Source organism: Streptomyces sp. CNS606 (genome assembly GCF_000426325.1).
Map to the genome: position 1 here is coordinate 1 of NZ_AUFD01000041.1, position 14,902 is coordinate 14,902.

General features: G+C 72.9%; 16 protein-coding genes and 1 tRNA gene. 2 read left to right on the top strand and 15 right to left on the bottom strand.

Annotated features, from left to right (window positions below; all coding sequences use genetic code 11):
* Positions 1 to 105: 105 nt before the first annotated feature.
* Positions 106 to 187 (bottom strand) — tRNA-Tyr (locus K304_RS0119965).
* Positions 188 to 401: 214 nt separating this feature from the next.
* On the opposite strand from K304_RS0119965, the gene K304_RS0119970 reads away from it, so the two are divergent.
* On the top strand, positions 402 to 890 hold the full coding sequence (locus K304_RS0119970; protein WP_027765185.1) for a YajQ family cyclic di-GMP-binding protein: 489 nt from the start codon (positions 402 to 404) through the stop codon (positions 888 to 890).
* A 41-nt stretch (positions 891 to 931) separates the two neighbouring features.
* Here K304_RS0119970 and K304_RS0119975 read toward each other — a convergent pair whose 3' ends face one another.
* The 14 genes from K304_RS0119975 to K304_RS30145 form a co-directional block, all read right to left on the bottom strand.
* Positions 932 to 1,339 (bottom strand): YccF domain-containing protein, encoded by a 408-nt coding sequence (locus K304_RS0119975; RefSeq protein WP_027765186.1) that lies wholly within the window; start codon positions 1,337 to 1,339, stop codon positions 932 to 934.
* Complete coding sequence (gene htpX, locus K304_RS0119980) at positions 1,336 to 2,196, bottom strand: zinc metalloprotease HtpX (protein ID WP_027765187.1); 861 nt, start codon at positions 2,194 to 2,196, stop codon at positions 1,336 to 1,338. The genes K304_RS0119975 and htpX overlap by 4 nt, the downstream gene beginning before the upstream one ends.
* A 146-nt stretch (positions 2,197 to 2,342) precedes the next feature.
* Positions 2,343 to 3,896, bottom strand: a complete 1,554-nt coding sequence (locus K304_RS0119985) for an NADH-quinone oxidoreductase subunit N (RefSeq protein ID WP_027765188.1) — start codon at positions 3,894 to 3,896, stop codon at positions 2,343 to 2,345.
* Positions 3,893 to 5,563: an NADH-quinone oxidoreductase subunit M gene (locus K304_RS0119990; RefSeq protein WP_037791245.1), complete on the bottom strand. Its 1,671-nt coding sequence runs from the start codon at positions 5,561 to 5,563 to the stop codon at positions 3,893 to 3,895. Before K304_RS0119990 ends, K304_RS0119985 begins: the two co-directional genes overlap by 4 nt.
* Before the next feature lie 27 nt (positions 5,564 to 5,590).
* Positions 5,591 to 7,609 carry an NADH-quinone oxidoreductase subunit L gene (locus K304_RS0119995; RefSeq protein WP_027765190.1) on the bottom strand — a complete coding sequence of 673 codons (2,019 nt, stop codon included), beginning with the start codon at positions 7,607 to 7,609 and terminating at the stop codon, positions 5,591 to 5,593.
* Positions 7,606 to 8,037 (bottom strand): NADH-quinone oxidoreductase subunit NuoK, encoded by a 432-nt coding sequence (nuoK, locus tag K304_RS0120000; protein ID WP_027765191.1) that lies wholly within the window; start codon positions 8,035 to 8,037, stop codon positions 7,606 to 7,608. Before nuoK ends, K304_RS0119995 begins: the two co-directional genes overlap by 4 nt.
* Positions 8,037 to 8,627, bottom strand: a complete 591-nt coding sequence (locus K304_RS0120005) for an NADH-quinone oxidoreductase subunit J (protein WP_027765192.1) — start codon at positions 8,625 to 8,627, stop codon at positions 8,037 to 8,039. Before K304_RS0120005 ends, nuoK begins: the two co-directional genes overlap by 1 nt.
* Entirely contained in the window at positions 8,624 to 9,184 is a 561-nt protein-coding gene (locus K304_RS0120010; RefSeq protein WP_027765193.1) for a NuoI/complex I 23 kDa subunit family protein, read from the bottom strand. Before K304_RS0120010 ends, K304_RS0120005 begins: the two co-directional genes overlap by 4 nt.
* The gene (locus K304_RS0120015; RefSeq protein ID WP_027765194.1) at positions 9,181 to 10,140 is read right to left on the bottom strand and encodes a complex I subunit 1 family protein; all 960 of its coding nucleotides are present in this window, start codon (positions 10,138 to 10,140) and stop codon (positions 9,181 to 9,183) included. The genes K304_RS0120010 and K304_RS0120015 overlap by 4 nt, the downstream gene beginning before the upstream one ends.
* Entirely contained in the window at positions 10,141 to 11,262 is a 1,122-nt protein-coding gene (locus K304_RS0120020; protein WP_078529410.1) for an NADH-quinone oxidoreductase subunit C, read from the bottom strand.
* A 158-nt stretch (positions 11,263 to 11,420) separates the two neighbouring features.
* Positions 11,421 to 12,026 (bottom strand): NADH-quinone oxidoreductase subunit B, encoded by a 606-nt coding sequence (locus tag K304_RS0120025; RefSeq protein WP_027765196.1) that lies wholly within the window; start codon positions 12,024 to 12,026, stop codon positions 11,421 to 11,423.
* Between the two features lie 4 nt (positions 12,027 to 12,030).
* Entirely contained in the window at positions 12,031 to 12,402 is a 372-nt protein-coding gene (locus K304_RS0120030; protein WP_027765197.1) for an NADH-quinone oxidoreductase subunit A, read from the bottom strand.
* Positions 12,403 to 12,629: 227 nt separating this feature from the next.
* A complete protein-coding gene (locus K304_RS0120035; protein ID WP_027765198.1) occupies positions 12,630 to 13,226 on the bottom strand; it encodes a GNAT family N-acetyltransferase in 597 nt (198 codons plus the stop codon).
* A gap of 287 nt (positions 13,227 to 13,513) precedes the next feature.
* Positions 13,514 to 13,765, bottom strand: coding sequence for a hypothetical protein (locus tag K304_RS30145; protein WP_037791243.1), 252 nt, complete (start codon positions 13,763 to 13,765; stop codon positions 13,514 to 13,516).
* A gap of 267 nt (positions 13,766 to 14,032) precedes the next feature.
* On the opposite strand from K304_RS30145, the gene K304_RS30150 reads away from it, so the two are divergent.
* Positions 14,033 to 14,902 (top strand): sensor domain-containing protein (locus K304_RS30150; protein ID WP_037791247.1); only part of this gene is annotated, 870 nt, incomplete at its 3' end.

The window sequence follows — 14,902 nt, forward strand, 5'->3', positions numbered from 1 at the left end:
GAGACAAAGTGCGCATATCGGCCCCGTGAATCAGCGACTGTTCGAGCATGAAGAAACCCCCTTCCGGACTGCGTTTCCGCAGTTCAGAAGGGGGTCTTCCCGCTGTGGCGGCGCCAGGATTCGAACCTGGGAAGGCTGAGCCGGCAGATTTACAGTCTGCTCCCTTTGGCCGCTCGGGCACACCGCCTGGGATGGCTGCCCGGGGACACCGCTTGTCGGCGGTGCTCCGTGGCAACGGGGTAAACCATACCTGATGGGCGGGGGTGGTCCGCCACCCGGTTGACCGGCGGCCGGAGGCGGCGCGGGTGGCTAGGCTTGCGGGCGCGGACGGGCCCGCGAACGGGCGGGCCGGACGCGTGACGTGTTGGACCGTTTCCTACCTACGAGGAGCCACAGACACCATGGCCGACTCCAGTTTCGACATCGTCTCGAAGGTCGAGCGGCAGGAGGTCGACAACGCGCTCAACCAGGCCGCCAAGGAGATCTCGCAGCGCTACGACTTCAAGGGCGTGGACGCGTCGATCGCGTGGTCCGGCGAGCGGATCGAGATGCGCGCCAACTCCGAGGAGCGCGTGAAGGCCGTCCTCGACATCTTCCAGGGCAAGCTGGTCAAGCGGGGGATCTCGCTGAAGTCGCTGGACGCGGGTGAGCCGCAGGCGTCCGGCAAGGAGTACAAGCTGTTCGCGTCCATCCAGGAGGGCATCTCCCAGGACAACGCGAAGAAGGTCGCGAAGATCATCCGCGACGAGGGCCCGAAGGGCGTCAAGGCGCAGGTGCAGGGCGACGAGCTGCGGGTGTCGTCGAAGAGCCGTGACCACCTGCAGGAGGTCATCGGCCTGCTGAAGGGCAAGGACTTCGACTTCGCGCTGCAGTTCGTGAACTACCGCTGAGGCGGGGCAGGGCGTCCCGTGCCGGGTGGCGCCTGTCCCGGCTACCAGCGGTAGCCGGGGTAGGCGTCGCGGGCGGTCGTGGGGACGATCTCGCGGCCCAGGGGCATCAGGGAGATCGGCACCATCTTGAAGTGGGCGATGCCGAACGGGATGCCGATGATCGTGGCGCAGAAGGCGATCCCGGCGGTGATGTGGCCGATGGTGAGCCAGATGCCGGCGACGACCAGCCAGATCACGTTCCCGACGCCGGAGGCGAGGCTCGCGCCGCCGCCGCGTTCGACCGCGCGGTAGCCGAAGGGCCACAGTGCGTAGACCGCGATGCGGAAGCACGCGATGCCGAAGGGGATCGTGATGATCAGGATGCAGCAGAGGACGCCTGCCACGAGGTAGCCGAGGGCCATCCAGAGACCGGAGAGGATCAGCCAGACGACGTTCAGGAAGGTCCTCATCGGGGCCCGCCTCCCATCTTTTCGAGCCGGGCGATGCGTTCCGCCATCGGCGGGTGGGTGGAGAACAGCCGGGACATCCCGCCGCCGCGGAACGGGTTGGCGATCATCATGTGGCTCGCCGTCTCGAGTCGCGGTTCGGGCGGGAGCGGCAGCTGTTTCGTTCCTGCTTCCAGTTTGCGCAGAGCCGAGGCGAGCGCCAGCGGGTCGCCGGTGAGCTGGGCGCCGGCGGCGTCGGCCTCGTACTCGCGGGAGCGGCTGACGGCGAGCTGGATGAGGGTCGCGGCGAGCGGGCCGAGGATGATGATCAGCAGCATTCCGGCCAGGCCGGGGCCCTCGTCGTCGTCGGAGCGGCCGAGGGGGATGAGCCAGGCGAAGTTGACCAGGAAGAGCACCACGGAGGCCATGGCCCCCGCGACGGACGAGATGAGGATGTCGCGGTTGTGGACGTGGCTCAGTTCGTGCCCGAGGACGCCGCGCAACTCGCGTTCGTCGAGGAGGCGGAGGATGCCGTCGGTGCAGCAGACGGCGGCGTTGCGCGGGTTGCGTCCGGTGGCGAAGGCGTTGGGGGCGCGGGTCGGGGAGATGTAGAGACGGGGCATCGGCTGCCGGGCGGCGGTCGAGAGGTCCCGCACGATGCGGTAGAGCTGCGGGGCCTCGAACTCGCTCACCGGCCGGGCCCGCATGGCGCGCAGCGCCAGCTTGTCGCTGTTCCAGTACGCGTACGCGTTGGTGCCCAACGCGACGACGAGTGCGACGACCAGTCCGGTACGGCCGAAGAAGCTGCCGATCAGGATGATCAGGGCGGACAGCCCTCCGAGGAGCAGAGCTGTCCTCAGCCCGTTGTGCCGGCGGTGCACGGTACGCCCTCCAGATGGTGCCGCAGGAGAACCCTTGAGGCAGGTGGTCGTTCCACCTCCCAGTGGACCCTCACGTACGGGTCAACGCGAGACGGGGGACGCCGGTTCCCGGCCGGTAGCTTCGGCGGGGTGGAGGGGCGGGCGGGTCAGAGCAGGGTCGTCGCCGCGAAGCGGAGGACGAGCTGCGGGGCGCCCGAGAGGGTGACGCCGACGAGCCCGGTGACGGCGACGGTGGCGGCCAGGGGAGCGCCCAGTCCCGGCCGGCGGCCCGCGGGGGCCGCGGGCGCCTCGGCGGGCTCCGGGCGGCGGAAGAGGAGCGCCGTCCAGCGCAGGTAGTAGTAGAGGGCGAGCACGACGTTCACGGCCATGATCACGGCGAGCCAGCCCAGGCCGGCGTCGACGGCGGAGCGGAAGACGACGACCTTGGCGAAGAGGCCGATGACACCGGGCGGCAGGCCGGCCAGGCAGAGCAGGAAGAAGCCGAGGGCGAGTGCGGCGAGCGGGTTGCGGGCGTACAGGCCGCGGTAGTCCCGGAGCCGGCCTTCGCCGCCGACGTGTGCGGCGACGGCGAAAGCGCCGAGGTTCACCACGGCGTACATGAGCGCGTAGGCGACGGTGGAGCCGAGGGCGTCGGCGGTGCCGGACTCCGGGGTGCGGCCGGCGGCCGCGAGGGGGACGAGCAGGTAGCCGGCCTGTCCGACGGAGGACCAGGCGAGCAGCCGTACGGCGCCGCGGGAGCGGTCGGCGCGCTGGCGCAGCGCCCCCAGGTTGCCGACGGTCATGGTGAGGGCGGCGAGTACGGCGAGGGTCGGGCCCCAGACGTCGGCGTAGGTGGGGAACCCGACCAGGGTGACCAGGGCGATGCCGGAGAAGCCCACCACCTTGCCGATCACCGAAAGGTATGCGGCGACGGGGAGCGGGGCGCCGGCGTAGGCGTCCGGGACCCAGAAGTGGAAGGGCGCCGCGGCGGTCTTGAACGCGAAGCCGACGAGGGTGAGGGCCACGCCCGCGGCGGCGAGCGTGCCGAGGCGGGGGTCGACGGAGGTGAGCTGTTCGGCGACGACGGTGAGGTGGAGGGAGCCGGTGGCGGCGTACACGAAGCTGACGCCGAGCAGCATCACGGCGGTGGCGGTGACGGAGGAGAGGAAGAAGGTGAGCGCGGCCTCGGAGGAGCGGCGTTCGCCGCGGCGCAGGCCGACCAGCGCGAACGCGGGCAGGGAGGCGACCTCCAGGGCGATGACCAGGGTGGCCAGGTCGCGGGAGGCGGGGAGCAGGGCGGCTCCGGCGGCGGAGGTCAGCAGGAGGAACCAGTACTCGCCGGCGGGAAGGCGTTCGTCGCGTACGGCGGGGACGGAGAGCAGCGCGGCGAGGAGCGCGCCGCCGAGCACCAGGAACTGGACGACCAGGGTGAAGGGGTCCGCGACGTAGCTGCAGGCGGCGTCGGTGGGGTCGGCGGCGTCGGCGGTGAGGCAGAACGTGCTGAGGTCGGCGCCGACGAGCGGGACGATCGTGAGCGCTGCGGCGGCCAGTCCGCCGAGGGCCAGGGCGCCGAGCAGGTGCTTGCGGTGCTCGGGGAGGAAGAGGTCGGCGACGAGGACGGCGAGGGCGGCCAGTGCGGCGACGGTGGGCGGCGCGATGGCGAGCCAGTCGACGGACTGCACGAGGCTCGGTGCCGCTGCGGCTCCGGCGAGCGGGGTCATGGGGTGGCTCCCGGCAGGAGGTGCTGGACGGCGGGGTCGGTCAGGCCGAGGAGGAGCGCGGGCCAGAGTCCGGCGAGGGCGGTGAGGGCAACGAGCGGGGCCCAGGCCGCGTACTCGTGGCCGTGCACGTCGGGCAGCGGTGCGGTGGCCCCGCGGGTGGCGGGGAGGGTCGTCGTGCCCCCGGCGGTGCCGGTTCCGGTGCTGTCGTCGGGTGCGGGGGCGGGGTCGGCCTCGGGCGTGGGGGCGGCCCCGGGCGTGGGGGCGCGCCGTTCCGCGGGGTCGCCCATGCACACCCGGCGGACGACGATCAGCAGGTAGGCGGCGGTGAGCAGGGTGCCGAAGGCGCCGACGACCATGCAGACCAGGAAGGCGGCGCGGTCGAGGCCGGGGGCCGGGTCGAAGGCCCCGAGGAGGGCCAGCATCTCGCCCCAGAAGCCGGCCAGACCGGGCAGGCCGAGAGACGCGACGGCCCCGAACGCCAGGAGGCCGCCGAAACGCGGCATCCGGCCGTAGAGGGCGGCTCCGCTGCGGCCGGCCAGGGCGTCGAGGTCGGTGGTGCCGGTGCGGTCCTTGAGCGCGCCGACGAGGAAGAACAGCAGGCCCGTGATGAGGCCGTGGGCGACGTTGGCGAAGAGGGCGCCGTTGACGCCGGTCGGCGTCATGGTGGCGATGCCGAGCAGCACGAAGCCCATGTGACCGACGGAGGAGTACGCGATGAGCCGCTTGAGGTCGCCCCCGGCGCCGCGCCGGGCGAGTGCGAGGCAGGCGAGGGAGCCGTAGACGATGCCGGCGGCGGCGAACGCGGCCAGGTAGGGGGCGAAGGCCCGGAAGCCGTCCGGGGCGACGGGCAGCACGATCCGGACGAACCCGTAGGTGCCCATCTTCAGCAGGACGCCCGCGAGGAGGACGGACCCGACCGTCGGGGCGGCGGTGTGCGCGTCGGGGAGCCAGGTGTGCAGCGGCCACATCGGGGTCTTCACGGCGAGGCCGACGCCGATGGCGAGGACGGCGGTGATCTGCGTGGCGCGGCTGAGTTCTGAGCCGTTGTCAGTGGCGAGTGCGAGCATGTCGAACGTGCCGCCCTGGATGCCGACGAGGAGGAGGCCGAGCAGCATCACGACGGAGCCGAGCAGTGTGTAGAGGATGAACTTCCAGGCGGCGGGGCCGCGTCCGTCGCCGCCCCAGCGGTTGATGAGGAAGTACATCGGGATGAGGACCATCTCGAAGGCGAGGAAGAAGAGCACGAGGTCGAGGACGGCGAAGGTGGCGAGGGTGCCGGCCTCGAGGACGAGGAGGAGCGCGACGAAGCCGGTGGGGGACGGGCCCGCCGGCATGCGGAAGTAGGAGTAGACCGCGCAGAGGAAGGTCAGCAGCGCGGTCAGGACGAGGAGGGGGAGCGAGATTCCGTCGACGCCCAGGTGGAGCCGTACGCCGAGGGCGGGGATCCAGCTGAGGTCGGTCTCGGCCTGGACGGCGGCCGGCTGGTCGTGGTCGAAGCCGGCGGTGAGCACGAGCGTGACGGCGAGGACGGCGCCGGTGACGGTCACGCCGTGCCGCAGGACGGCCTGTTCGGGGCTGCGCCCGCGCAGGCCGGGGGGTGCGGGCAGCAGGGCGGCGCCCGCGCCGAGCAGGGGCAGCACGACGGCGGCGGCGAGGAGCAGTCGCATGGCGGTGTCGTTCAGCGGCAGCACGGCTCAGGAGCCTCCGTTTCCGGTGGCGGCGACCACGGCTGCCACGGCGAGCACGAGGGAGCCGGCGAGCAGTGCGCTGAGGTAGGTCTGCACGTTGCCGGTCTGGGCGCGGCGGACGGCGCCGCCGAGCAGGCGGGGGCCGAGGCCGGCGCCGCGGACGTAGGTGTCGACGACGGCGTGGTCGAGGAAGCGGACCAGCCGGGCGGCGGCGCGGGTGGGGCGGACGAACAGGGCGACGTACACGGCGTCGAGGTGGAAGCCGTGGGCGGCGTGCCGGTGGAGCGGTCCGAGGAGTACGCGGCCGGGGTCGGCGGGGTCCGGGGCGGTCGCGATGTCGCCGTAGGCGGGCTCGTGGGTGGCGATGGCCTCGGCCTCGGAGGTGGCCGCGTCGTCCCCGGGGTGTGCGGCGACGGCGCCGAGCGGGACACGGCGGCGGACGGTGGTGTGCCGCCAGGCGGCGTAGACGATGATGCCGCCGACGAGAGCGAGGCCGGTGGCGAGGACGGAGGTGACGAGGGTCGGCGCGAGGGAGGTGCCGTCGAACCATTCGGGCAGCACGCCGTACGCGAGGCCGAGCGCGAGGGAGGGGACGGCCAGCACCCACAGCACGGCGTTCATGACGACGGGCTCGCGACCGTGGTCGGGGGCCTCCTCCGGGCCGTCGCCGCGCAGAGCCAGCAGCCACAGGCGGCCGGCGTAGGCGGCGGTGAGGAGCGCGGTGAGCAGTCCGGCGGCGAGGACGGTCCAGCCGACCGCGGCGGGCACGCCGTCGGTGTCGCCGAACGCGGCGTGCTCCGCGGCGCCGAGCACGGCCTCCTTGGAGAAGAAGCCGGAGAACGGCGGGATGGCTGCGAGGGCGAGGAGTGCGACGGCCATGGTCCAGGCCGCGTCCGGGGCGCGCTTGGCGATGCCGCGCATCCGGGACATGGCCGCGAGGGAGTTGGTGCCGGCGGCGTGGATGAGCACGCCGGCGCCGAGGAAGAGCAGCGCCTTGAAGGCACCGTGCGTGAGGAGGTGGAAGACGGCCGCACCACGGTCGAGGACGGCGAGGGCTCCGGCCATGTAGGCGAGCTGGCCGACGGTCGACCAGGCGAGGACGCGTTTGACGTCGTCCTGGGCGAGCGCGGCGAGCGCCGACCCGACCATGGTGACGGCGGCCATGGCGGCGAGCACGGCGAGCGCCGCGGTGGAGGCGGCGAAGACCGGCAGCAGCCGTCCGACGACGTACACGCCCGCGGCGACCATGGTGGCCGCGTGGATGAGCGCCGAGACGGGGGTGGGGCCGGCCATGGCGTCGGGCAGCCAGGTGTGCAGGGGGAACTGTGCGGACTTGCCCGCGACGCCGGCCAGCAGGAGCAGGGCGACGAGGGTGGGGTGCTGCAGTTCGTAGTCGGAGAGGGTGGAGCTGACCCGTATGACCAGGGTGCTGATGCGGAAGGTGTCCAGGTCGGTGGCGAGGGCGAAGATGCCGACGAGGAACGGCACGTCGCCGAGCTTGGTGACGAGGAACGCCTTGAGGGAGGCGTCGCGGGCGGCGCGCGTCTCCCAGTAGTGACCGACGAGGAAGTAGGAGCAGATGCCCATCACCTCCCAGCCGACGAGGAGCACGATGAGGTCGTCGCTGTAGACGACGAGCAGCATCGCGGCGGTGAAGAGGGAGACCAGCGCGGCGTAGGAGGAGTAGCGCGGGTCGTCGCGCAGGTAGCCGGTGGAGTACAGCTGCACGCAGGTGGCGACGACACCGACCAGGACGGCGACGAGCGCGGCGTAGCCGTCGATGTGCAGGGCGAGCTGCACGGGGAGGTCCGGGGCGCCGGTCGGGGTCAGTTCGGTGGCGGCGCCGAGGGGGGTGCCGCCGTGCTGCCGCGCCGCGACCAGGACGGCGAGCACCGCGGAGGCGAGGGTGGGCAAAAGCGCGAGGGGGCGGACGAAGCCGGGTGCGCGGCGGCCCAGCAGCAGGCCGGAGAGAGCGCCGAGGAACGGCAGGAGGGGGACGAGAACGGCCAGGGTCGTGGTGGTCACGGGGTCTGCCTCCCGGCGGCGGTCTTCCCTGGCACGGTGTCGTCGGCCGTCCCGTCGGGCGCGAGGTCGGGTGATGCGCCCTCCGGTGCGCCGCCCTGCCGTTCGTCCGGCGCGTCGCCGTCGTCCTCGCGCAGGGCGCGCAGGCGGTCGATGTCCGCGCTGCCCCGGTTGCGGTACACCAGCAGCACGATGGCGAGGCCGATGCCGATCTCGGCGGCGGCGATGGCGATGGTGAAGAGGGTGAGCGCCTGCCCGGCATGCAGGGCGTCGCGCAGCCAGACGTCGAAGGCGACGAGGTTGAGGTTGACGGCGTTGAGCATCAGCTCGACCGACATCAGCACGAGGATCGCGTTGCGCCGGGCGAGGACGCCGTACAGGCCGGTGCAGAAGAGGAGGGCGGCGAGGACCGCCGGATAGGCGAGGTGCATCAGTGCCTGCCCCCTCGCGCCGCGGCCGTGTCCCCGCGGCGGCGGGAGAGCACGATGGCGCCGACGAGTGCCGCCAGCAGCAGCACCGAGAGGGCCTCGAACGGCAGGACCCAGTGCCGGAAGAGCATCGCGCCCGCGACCCGGGTGGAGCCCTGCACGGGGCCGTCGAGGTCGATCCAGGTGGTGCGGAACGCGTCGACGACGAGGGTGACCAGCAGTGCGGCCGCGGTGACGGCGACGAGCAGGGCGACCGGCCGGTTGCGGGAGTCCGCGTCGGGAGAGCGTCCGATCGGCGCCCGTGTGAGCATCAGCCCGAAGAGCACCAGCACCACGACCGACCCCACGTAGATCAGCACCTGCACCCAGGCGATGAACTCGGCGGTGAGCAGCAGGTACTCGACGGCGATGCCGCCGAGCGCGACGACCAGCCAGAGCGCGGCGTGCACGAGCTGCCGGGTGGTGACGGTGACGATCGCGGCGGCGAGGGTGACGACTCCGACGAGGAGGAAGACGATCTCCACGCCGGTGGGCGAGAGGAATCCGGGGTGGTCCGCCGCGAGTGCGACGGTGGCGGGCGCCGGCGGGCTCACTCGGCGTCGCCTCCTTCGGCCTCGGCCTGCGCGCGGCGTGCCTCGGCCTTCTCGGCGGCCTTGCGTGCGGCGGCGATCTCCTTCGGCTCCTCGGCCGCCGGGTCGAGCGGCGGCGGTTCGGGCACCGTCCACATCCACTCGCGCAGCTTGTCCCGCTCGTGCGTCAGCTCGTGGATGTCGGTCTCCGCGTACTCGAACTCCGGGGACCAGAAGAGCGCGTCGAACGGGCAGACCTCGATGCAGATGCCGCAGTACATGCACAGGGCGAAGTCGATGGCGAACCGGTCCAGCACGTTGCGGCTGCGCTCGCGGCCTCCGGGAGCGGCGGCCGGCACGGTCTCCTTGTGCGAGTCGATGTAGATGCACCAGTCGGGGCACTCGCGGGCGCACAGCATGCAGACCGTGCAGTTCTCCTCGAACAGCCCGATCACGCCCCGGGTGCGGGGGGCGAGTTCGGGCTGCGTGTCCGGGTAGTGCGCGGTGACGGAGCGCCGGGTCATCGTGCGCAGGGTGACGGCGAGCCCCTTGGCGAGGCCGGAACCGGGCACGGGCATCAGTTGATCACCACCTTGACGACGCCGGTGAGGGCGATCTGGAACAGGGCGAGCGGCACCAGCAGCGTCCAGGCGAAGCGTTGCAGCTGGTCCTCCCGCAGCCGCGGATAGCTGACCCGCAGCCAGATGACGAGGAAGGCGAGGAGGGCGGTCTTGAGCAGCGTCCACACCCAGCCGAGGTCCCCCGACGCGGGGCCGTGCCAGCCGCCGAGGAACAGCACCGTGGTCAGCCCGCACAGCACGACGATCCCGGCGTACTCGGCGAGCAGGAACAGCGCGAAGCGCAGGCCCGTGTACTCGGTGTAGGCGCCGAAGATGATCTCCGAGTCGGCGACCGGCGCGTCGAACGGCGGCCGCTGCAGCTCGGCGAGCCCGGCGGTGAAGAACACGAAGGCGCCGATCAGCTGCCACGGCACCCACCACCACTGGAAGCCGTCCAGGATGCCGGTCAGCGAGACGCTGCCCGCAGCCATCGCGACGGACGCCGCGGCCAGCAGCATCGGCAGTTCGTACGCCATCAGCTGCGCGGCCGTCCGCAGGCCGCCGAGCAGGGAGAACTTGTTGGCCGACGCCCAGCCGCCCATGACCGAGCCGAGCACGCCGACCCCCATCACGGCGAGGACGAAGAACACGCCGGCGTCGATCACCTGCCCCACGCCCCCGTCCGGGGCGAAGGGGATGGCGATGAGGACCAGGAGGTAGGGCAGCAGCGCGACGGCGGGTGCGAGCTGGAACACCCGGCGGTCGGCGCCCGCCGGGACGACGTCCTCCTTCTGCGCGAACTTGACGCCGTCGGCGACGAGTTGGGCCCAGCCGTGGAAGCCGCCCGCATGCATCGGGCCGACGCGGCCCTGCATGTGGGCCATGACCTTGTGCTCCGTCTGCCCGATCAGCAGGGGGAAGGTGAGGAAGACGGCGAGCACGGCGAGCAGCCGCAGAGTCACGTCCAGCACGTCCATCTACCGTTCACCGCCCGACTCCTCGTCCTGCGCTCCACGCTCGTCGCGCGGTTCGCCGGTGGAAGGGCCGGCCGCGTCGTCCGCACGCCGGTCGGCGTCGGAGCCCGGTTCCCGCTCCGGCTCCCCGAAGGCGGAGCGCGCGTGGTGCCACGGCGCGTCCGCGGGGCGCGGCGGCGTCTCACCGGGTGTCTCGCCCGCTTCGTCTGCGGGCCGCGCCGCACGCTGACTCGCCGAGCCCTCGCTCGCGTTCCGCGAGCGGCGCGGCGGGCGGGACGTCTCGGGCGTCCCCGTGTCCCCGCCGGTCGCGGGGCTCTGGCTCGTGGGGGTCTGGCTCGCGGAGCCCGCCGACGCGGAGCGGGTGCGCCGGGGCGGCCGGTCGCCGCCCGCCCCGGCACGGCCGCGCGCCGGGCGGGCGGGCGCGGGCGGAAGCTGTCCCTTCAGCGGGCCCCACTCGTTCGGGTCCGGCACGCCCGGTGGCAGCATCTGCCGCCGCTTGGGCCCGCCGTGCTCCGACTCGCCGGGCTCCTTCGCCCCCGGCCACGCCTTGGCCACCCGTGCCGCCAGGACGAAGTCCTTGCGCAGCGGGTGCCCCTCGAATTCGTCGGGCAGCAGCAGCGGCGCGAGATGCGGATGGCCCGTGAAGTCGACGCCGAACATCTCGTGGGTCTCCCGTTCGTGCCAGGCGGCGCCCGCGTACACGGGCGTCGCCGTCGGCAGGACGGGCGCCTCGTGCGGCACGGTGGTCCGCAGCACGAGCCGTCGCACACCGCCGCCCGGGTCCGCGCGGTGGGCACCGCCCGGCTCGTGCGGCAGGGCGACGAGATGGGCGCAGATGCGGAATCCGGTGCCCGGTTCGTCGACGGCGCTCAGCCAGTCGAAGTACGTGCACCCCAGTGCGTCGCGGGCGGTTTCGAGGGAGGCGATCCAGCGCTCCGCCGGGACGTCGACGGTGAGCAGGGCGTACGCCTCCTCGGCGCTCGCGCCCTCGCCGAAGAGTGCCGTGGCGCCGCGCGGCAGCCAGCCCACCGGCGCCTCGTCGGACTCGGTCGGCGTCTCGGCCGCCGGCTCGTCCTCCGGTTCGGCGCGGCGCACGGCACCGGGGTCCTCCGTCGGCTTGGGCATCGCCTGGCCGGGGACGTCCGACACCGGCTGCCCGGAGCCGCCGGTCCCCTGGGCGCCCGACGGCTCCGCCGGCTCGCCGGGCCCTGCGGACGCCTGGGGCTCGGCCGGCCCCGTGGATTCGGGGCGGTCGGCGGGCTCGGGGGTTCCGTCGGGCGTGCTCACCGCTCCCCCTCACGGCGCGGGGGTTCGACGAGGCCGCTGGTCAGCTCGCCGGGCGTCGGCTGCTGCACCGCCCCGGCGGCCGGGGCGGCGTACCGTTCGGCCACCGACTCGTTCGCGATCTTCTCCTGGAGTTTGAGGATGCCCTGGAGGAGCGCCTCGGGGCGGGGCGGGCAGCCGGGCACGTACACGTCGACCGGGATGATCTGGTCGACGCCCTTCGTCACCGAGTACGAGTCCCAGTACGGCCCGCCGCAGTTGGAGCAGGCGCCGAAGGAGATCACGTACTTCGGCTCCGGCATCTGCTCGTAGAGCCGCTTCACCGCGGGCGCCATCTTGTCCGTGACCGTGCCGGACACGACCATGAGGTCGGCCTGCCGCGGGCCCGGTGCGAACGGGATGACGCCGAGCCGGATGAAGTCGTGCCGGGCCATCGACGCGGCGATGAACTCGATCGCGCAGCAGGCGAGGCCGAAGTTGAAGACCCAGAGGCTGTAGCGGCGGCCCCAGTTGAGGACCACCTTCATCGGCTCCGGTGCCAGCCGCGCCAGCGCGCCGAGCCGCCGCGGCTCGGGTAGGTCGGTCGTCGTCGGCGTCACGTCCATGGCGTCACGTCCATTCCAGGACGCCCTTCTTCCACGCGTAGAGCAGGCCCACGGTCAGGAACCCGAGGAAGACGAACATCTCCACCAGTGTGACTCCCCCGTACCCGGGATCGGCGAAGACCGTCGCCCAGGGGAAGAGGAAGATCGAGTCGACCGCGAAGATCACGTACAGGAACGCGTACACGTAGTACCGGACCTGGGTGTGCGCCCAGCCCTCGCCGACCGGGTCGACGCCGCACTCGTAGGTCAGCAGCTTCTCCGGCGTGGGCACGACGGGCCGCAGCAGCCGGCCGGCGGTGAAGGCGACGGCGACGAACAGCACGCCGACGACCGCGACCAGCCCGACGACCGCGTAGCCGTGGAAGTAGTCCGGCACGTCCGCTGCCCGTCCTCTGCTGCTCGCTCTGCCCGCTCCGTCCGGCGTTCCGTGGCGGGGAGTCTAGCCCCTGGGGTTCCGCCCGCGGACCCGAGGTCCACGACGAACTGCACGTCGGCTGCCCGCCGGCCGGGGGCCGGTGGCGCGCCTACCGGCTCTCGCCGCGACCCCCGCGCGGTCACGCATCCGGACGGGCACGGGCACGGGCACGGCGGTCGGCGTCGGGTTCAGGCCCCGGGTTCAGGCCTCGGGGCGAGGCGGGCGTGGAGGTGCATGTCGTGCCAGGCGTCGGGGTGGCGGAGGGCGGAGCGGCGGATGCCTTCGAGGGCGAAGCCCGTCTTCGCCGCGACGCGGCAGGAGGCGGGGTTGGCGACGGAGTGCTGGAGTTCGAGGCGATGGAAACCCACGTCCTCGAAGGCCCACGCGGTCATCGCGGTGACCGCGTGGGCGGCCACGCCCCGGCCGCGTGCGGCGGGAAGCGTCCAGTAGCCGGCGTCGGCCTGCCCCTCGCTCAGCGCGAGGCAGCGCAGGGCGGCCCGGCCGACGAGGGCGTCGGTCGCGGTGTCGACGACGGCCCAGTGTGCGTCGGTCTCCGCCTCCCACGTGGCGCGCCAGCCGGCGATCCACTCGCGCGCCTCGTCCTCGGAGTCGGCGCGGCGGCGGTGCCACTGCTGGATCGCCGGGTCACGGAAGGCCGCCACCACTGCGGGGGCGTCGGCCGGATGCCAGGGGCGGAGCGTCAGCCCGCCGTCGGCGGGGAGCGCGGGCTGCGCGGTCTTCGCGAGGGTGCCGGGCGGAAGGACGGGCGGAACGAGGGAGGGCATGGCCCGCATCCTGCCGCAGGTCGGTCCCGCATCACCCTTGACCCGGGGAACGAATCGGAAGGAAACTGGACACAGGTCAGGAAGTCGGAGAGCCGCACCGTCGGCGGAGACGTCCGTCGGCAGGAGACACTCGGCAGGCTCTGGCTCAGGGCCCCGGGAGCCCGTGGACACCGGAACCTCGGCGACGACTGAGGCGGAGGGTGCCGCGACGGACCCCCGGGGACTGTTCTGACGGTGCGCCGATCACGCTCGATCAGGTAGCGGACCCTTCCTCCACTGGTCACCTCTTACTCCCACTGCTCCACCTCGTGCCCACGTATCCGGCGCGTCGCGAGGTCTCCTCGCAACTGGTGCTGCCGTCGCGGATTCGCCCGGTTGCCCGGGTCATTGCGCAGCATGTCCAGGCAACGCCGGGTGTTCGACAGGGCCACACGGCAGAGTTCTTCCCAGCCCTTCACCGCCTCCCCCGAGCCGAAGCGCACGTCCCACTGGTCCTCGGGCGGCGGAACCGTGACGCGGTCGCCGCGCTTGGGCGTCACGGGATGTCCCCCACCGGACCGAAGTCACCCTCCATCGGTCGTTCGGCTGCCCGATACTCCTCGGGGTCGGCCTTGATCCGGGCCGTGGCACGCCAGCTTTCGATGACGTGCTCGGCGGCGTTGTCGGTGCCGAGTTCGGCGGCGTCCGACAGTGCTGAGTTTCACCCGAGCGCCACCCGTACCGGCCGCGCGGGGTGGGGGAAACCCCACCCCGGGGCGCCGAGGAACCCCATGGCGGTCGGGCCCGCCGCCGGGCAGGCTGGGCGCATGACCGTGAGGGATCCGCAGCCGGGCGAACAGCCGGCCCACGCCGCCGACGCGCCCCTGCCCGCACCGCGCGCGCCGCTGAGCGCGCAGACGTGGCGGGAGATCGCCCACCTGCTGAGCAACCTGCCGGTGGACGTCGTCGGCTTCGTGTACGTGGTGACCGCGCTGTACGTCAGCACCGTGCTGTCGTTCACCGTCGTCGGCCTGCCGCTGCTGGCGCTGGGGCTGCTGGGGTGCCGGGGGCTGGGGAGGATCGAGCGGCGTAGGGTGCGCGCGCTGCTGCGGGTGCGGATCGACGAGCCGAGTCCCCTGCGCACCCGCGAGAAGGGCTTCTTCGCGTGGCTGTGGGCGCAGCTCAAGGACCCGGTGGCGTGGCGCGGTTCGCTGTACGGGCTGATCCGTCTGCCATGGGGGATTCTCACCTTCACGGTGGCGCTGGTGAGCCTCTTCGTGGCGTGGCCGGCGCTGCCGTGGGTGGCGCGGGGGCTGACGAACGTGGACCGGGCGATGGCGCGGGCGCTGCTGTCGCCGTCGGACGAGCTGGAGCGGCGGATCGCCGAACTGGAGTCGGACCGGGGGGTGGTGGTCGACACCGCCGCCGCCGACCTGCGCCGCATCGAACGCGACCTGCACGACGGCGCCCAGGCCCGCCTGGTCTCCCTCGCCATGGAACTCGGCCTCGCCAAGGAGAAACTCCTGGAGGACCCCGAAGCCGCGGCGAAAATGGTCGGCGACGCACACGGCGAAGTGAAACTCGCCCTCCAGGAGCTGCGCGACCTCGCCCGCGGCATCCACCCCGCCATCCTCACCGACCGCGGCCTCGGCCCCGCCCTCACCACCCTCTCCCGACGCTGCACCGTCCCCGTCACC

What these genes read in the sequence shown, in the direction of transcription:
- K304_RS0119970 (WP_027765185.1), top strand. Translation starts at nt 402, where the DNA reads ATGGCCGACTCCAGTTTCGACATCGTCTCGAAGGTCGAGCGGCAGGAG.
- K304_RS0119975 (WP_027765186.1), bottom strand. Translation starts at nt 1,339, where the DNA reads ATGAGGACCTTCCTGAACGTCGTCTGGCTGATCCTCTCCGGTCTCTGG.
- K304_RS0119985 (WP_027765188.1), bottom strand. Translation starts at nt 3,896, where the DNA reads ATGACCCCGCTCGCCGGAGCCGCAGCGGCACCGAGCCTCGTGCAGTCC.
- K304_RS0119990 (WP_037791245.1), bottom strand. Translation starts at nt 5,563, where the DNA reads ATGCGACTGCTCCTCGCCGCCGCCGTCGTGCTGCCCCTGCTCGGCGCG.
- nuoK (WP_027765191.1), bottom strand. Translation starts at nt 8,037, where the DNA reads ATGCACCTCGCCTATCCGGCGGTCCTCGCCGCCCTCCTCTTCTGCACC.
- K304_RS0120015 (WP_027765194.1), bottom strand. Translation starts at nt 10,140, where the DNA reads ATGGACGTGCTGGACGTGACTCTGCGGCTGCTCGCCGTGCTCGCCGTC.
- K304_RS0120020 (WP_078529410.1), bottom strand. Translation starts at nt 11,262, where the DNA reads ATGCCCAAGCCGACGGAGGACCCCGGTGCCGTGCGCCGCGCCGAACCG.
- K304_RS0120025 (WP_027765196.1), bottom strand. Translation starts at nt 12,026, where the DNA reads ATGGACGTGACGCCGACGACGACCGACCTACCCGAGCCGCGGCGGCTC.
- K304_RS0120035 (WP_027765198.1), bottom strand. Translation starts at nt 13,226, where the DNA reads ATGCCCTCCCTCGTTCCGCCCGTCCTTCCGCCCGGCACCCTCGCGAAG.